This is a genomic window from Chrysiogenia bacterium (assembly GCA_020434085.1).
Classification (GTDB): Bacteria; JAGRBM01; JAGRBM01; order JAGRBM01; family JAGRBM01; genus JAGRBM01.
This window is the reverse complement of the sequence record JAGRBM010000183.1, coordinates 1-3435: the sequence shown is the minus strand read 5'-3', so window position 1 is coordinate 3435 and position 3435 is coordinate 1. Positions and strand designations below refer to the sequence as shown.

Here is a 3435-nt window from a genome sequence, read left to right as displayed (position 1 = left end):
TTGGCCTGAGCATCGCCCGCGGCATCATCGAGGCCCACCACGGCACCATCCACGCGGCCAACCGCAGCAAGCGCGGCGCGGTGTTCTCGTTTGAAATTCCGCTGTGGGGTGATCCCGCCGCGCAGCTTGCGGGAAGTGGAGATCCCCTGCTCTCCGCTCCCCGCCTTGCCGAGAATTCCTAGGGCTCAACGCTCACGCCGCGCCAGAAGGCAACGTAGTCCCTGATGTGCAGGGCCTTCTCCATCGGATCGGGATAGTACCAGGCGGCGTCGATGTTCTGTTCGCCATCGACTTCAACCGTGTAGTAGCTAGCCGTGCCCTTCCACCCGCAGGTGGTGTGAGTCTCACTGGGCTTGAAGTATTTCATGTGGACCGAATCGGGCGGGAAGTAATGGTTGTCCTCAACCACGATCGTCTTGTCCGAGCTGGCCAGGACCTGTCCGTTCCAGATTGCCTTGGGCATGCTGCACCTCGCACTCTGTTCAGGCTAGCACGGACACGCCGCGCGCAAAGAAAAAGAGCGGGCCGGCTGGCCCGCTCTCTTACGGATCATTCGGAGGCGCTCAGCCCCACTTGCGCAGTTCAAGACGCCCGATCTGATCGCGATGGACCTCGTCGGGACCGTCTGCCAGGCGCAGGGTGCGAAGGTTCGCCCACGTGCGCGCCAGGGGGAAGTCCTGGCACACGCCCGCGCCGCCGTGGGTCTGGATGGCGCGGTCGAGCACGTCGAGCGCGACGTTCGGTGCGACGACCTTGATCATCGCGATTTCCTTGCGCGCGGCCTTGTTGCCCACGGTGTCCATCATGTAGGCGGCATTGAGCGTAAGCAGGCGGGCCATGTCGATCTTGATGCGGCATTCGGCCACGTGGTGCTTGGTCACACCCATTCCCGCAATGGGCCCGCCGAAGGCGACGCGCTCGTTGGCGCGCTTGCACATCAGTTCGAGGGCACGCTCGGCCGCGCCGATGCAGCGCATGCAGTGATGGATGCGGCCCGGCCCCAGGCGCCCCTGGGCGATCTCGAAGCCGCGACCCTCGCCAAGCAGGATATTGCTGGCCGGAACCCGCACGTCCTTGAGTTCGATCTCGGCATGGCCGTGGGGCGCGTCGTCGTAGCCGAAGACGTGGAGCATGCGTTCGATCTTCACGCCGGGCGCATCGAAGGGCACCAGGATCATGGACTGCTGGGAGTGCTTGGCGGCATTGGGATCGGTCTTGCCCATCACGATCGCGATCTTGCAGCGCGGGTCACCGGCGCCGCTGCTCCACCACTTGCGGCCGTTGATGACATAGTCGTCGCCATCGCGCTTGATCTCGCACTGGATGTTCGTCGCATCCGAGGACGCCACTGCCGGCTCGGTCATCAGGAAGGCCGAGCGGATCTCCCCGGCAAGAAGCGGCTTGAGCCACTGCTCGCGGTGCTCATCGGTGCCGTAGCGCACGAGCACTTCCATGTTGCCTGTATCGGGCGCGCCGCAGTTGAAGACCTCGGGCGCAATGCCCGAGCGGCCCATGATCTCGCAGAGCGAGGCGTATTCGACGTTGGTCAGGCCCGCACCGAACTCGCTCTCGGGAAGGAAAAGATTCCAGAGTCCCTCGCTGCGGGCCTTCTCCTTGAGCTGCTCCATGATCGGCGGAATGGTCCACCGGGTGGGCGCCTCATTGAGCTGCTCTTCGTAGGTTTTCTCGTTCGGATAGACGTGCTGCTCCATGAAGTCGACCAGCCGTCTCTGGATGTCTTTGACCTTGTCGGAAAAATCGAAATCCATGCAATCCCCCTCGTTTTCGAACTTTCAAAATGATGAAAGCGTCAGATTCTGCTCAAAACAAAGCCCGCCGGACTTGCTCCGGCGGGCTTTGAAAAATCAGTCCCAGCGCGGCTTGGTGATCGCGCCCTCGGCGGCCGAGGCCGCGAGGCACGCATACTTGGCCAGCGCGCCCGTGGGATACTTGGGCGGCGGCGCCTTCCAGTCCTTGCGACGCTTCTCAAGCTCCTCGTCGGAGACTTTGAGCTCAATGGTGCCGGCCTCGGCATCGACCTCGATGATGTCGCCGTTTTTGACCAGGGCAATGGGGCCGCCCACCTGGGCCTCTGGCCCCACGTGACCGAGCGCCAGACCCGTCGTCGCGCCCGAGAAACGCCCGTCGGTCATCAGGCACACGTCGTAGCCGATGCCCTGTCCCACAAGCGCCGCGGTCACGGCCAGCATCTCGCGCATGCCGGGGCCCCCGCGCGGGCCTTCGTAGCGAATCACCACGCAGTCGCCGGCCTTGATTTCCTCGCGCTCGACGGCGGCGAAGCAGTCTTCTTCGCAGTCATAGACCTTGGCCGGACCGCTGTGCTTGGTCTTCTTCACGCCGGTCACCTTGATGACGCAGCCCTCGGGCGCCAGGTTGCCGCGCAGAATGCGGTAGCCGCCCGTGGGACTGATCGCCTTGCTCACCGGCACAATCACGTCCTGATCTTCCTTGGGCAGGTGAAAGTCCTTGACGTTCTCCGCGATCGTCTTGCCGGTGACCGTCAGGCAGTCGCCGTGGAGCAGCCCCGCGTCGAGCAGCAGCTTCATCACCACGGGCACGCCGCCGGCCTCATAGAGATCGAAGGCGGTGTAGCGACCGCCGGGCTTTAGATCGGCGATAGTCGGCGTCTTGAGGCTCACTCGCTGAATGTCGTCGATCGTGAACTTGATTCCGCACTCGTAGGCCAGGGCCGGCAGGTGCAGGCACACGTTGGTGCTGCCACCGGTGGCGGCGGCAATGGCGGCGGCGTTCTCGAAGGCTTCGAAGGTGAAGATCTGCCGCGGGCGGATGTCCTTGTCGATCAGATTCATCACGGCCTTGCCGCACTCGGTGGCGTAGTGATCGCGGGTCTCGTAGACCGCCGGCGCGCCCGAGCTTCCCGGCAGCGCGATGCCGATGGCCTCGGCCACGCAGGCCATGGTGTTGGCGGTAAACTGCCCGCCACATGAGCCGGCCGAGGGACAGGCATGGCATTCGAGATCGTAGAGTTCCTCGTCGCTCATCTGGCCCTTCGCATGGGTTCCGACGGCCTGGTAGACGTCCTGGATGGTGACGTCGTGACCCTGGAACTTGCCCGGAAGAATGGTGCCGCCGTAGAGGAACACCGCCGGCAGGTTCAGACGCGCCATGGCCATCATCAGGCCCGGCAGGCTCTTGTCGCAGCCCGCAAGACCGACCAGCGCGTCGTAGCGCTGGGCGTGCATGGTGATTTCCACCGAGTCGGCGATCACCTCGCGCGAGATGAGCGAGGCCTTCATGCCTTCGTGGCCCATGGCGATTCCGTCGGAGACGGCGATGGTCACGAATTCACGCGGCGTGCCGCCGGCCTCGTGAACGCCGGTCTTGACGGCCTGGGCCTGGCGATCGAGCGTAATGTTGCAGGGAGTTACTTCATTCCAGGTGCTTGCAACGCCG

At 64.2% G+C, this 3435-nt stretch carries 4 protein-coding genes; 1 reads left to right on the top strand and 3 read right to left on the bottom strand.

The window, feature by feature from the left end; all coding sequences use genetic code 11:
• Positions 1-182: hypothetical protein (locus tag KDH09_06125; GenBank protein MCB0219255.1), on the top strand; the 182-nt coding region annotated here is incomplete at its 5' end.
• On the opposite strand, the gene KDH09_06120 is transcribed toward KDH09_06125, so the two are convergent.
• The 3 genes from KDH09_06120 to ilvD form a co-directional block, all read right to left on the bottom strand.
• Complete coding sequence (locus tag KDH09_06120) at positions 179-463, bottom strand: DUF427 domain-containing protein (GenBank protein MCB0219254.1); 285 nt, start codon at positions 461-463, stop codon at positions 179-181. The two genes, KDH09_06125 and KDH09_06120, sit on opposite strands and share 4 nt — an antisense overlap.
• A 100-nt stretch (positions 464-563) precedes the next feature.
• On the bottom strand, positions 564-1769 hold the full coding sequence (locus KDH09_06115) for an acyl-CoA dehydrogenase (protein ID MCB0219253.1): 1206 nt from the start codon (positions 1767-1769) through the stop codon (positions 564-566).
• A gap of 96 nt (positions 1770-1865) precedes the next feature.
• A partial coding sequence (ilvD, locus tag KDH09_06110) for a dihydroxy-acid dehydratase (GenBank protein MCB0219252.1) occupies positions 1866-3435 on the bottom strand: 1570 nt, incomplete at its 5' end.

What these genes read in the sequence shown, in the direction of transcription:
- KDH09_06120 (MCB0219254.1), bottom strand. Translation starts at nt 463, where the DNA reads ATGCCCAAGGCAATCTGGAACGGACAGGTCCTGGCCAGCTCGGACAAG.
- KDH09_06115 (MCB0219253.1), bottom strand. Translation starts at nt 1,769, where the DNA reads ATGGATTTCGATTTTTCCGACAAGGTCAAAGACATCCAGAGACGGCTG.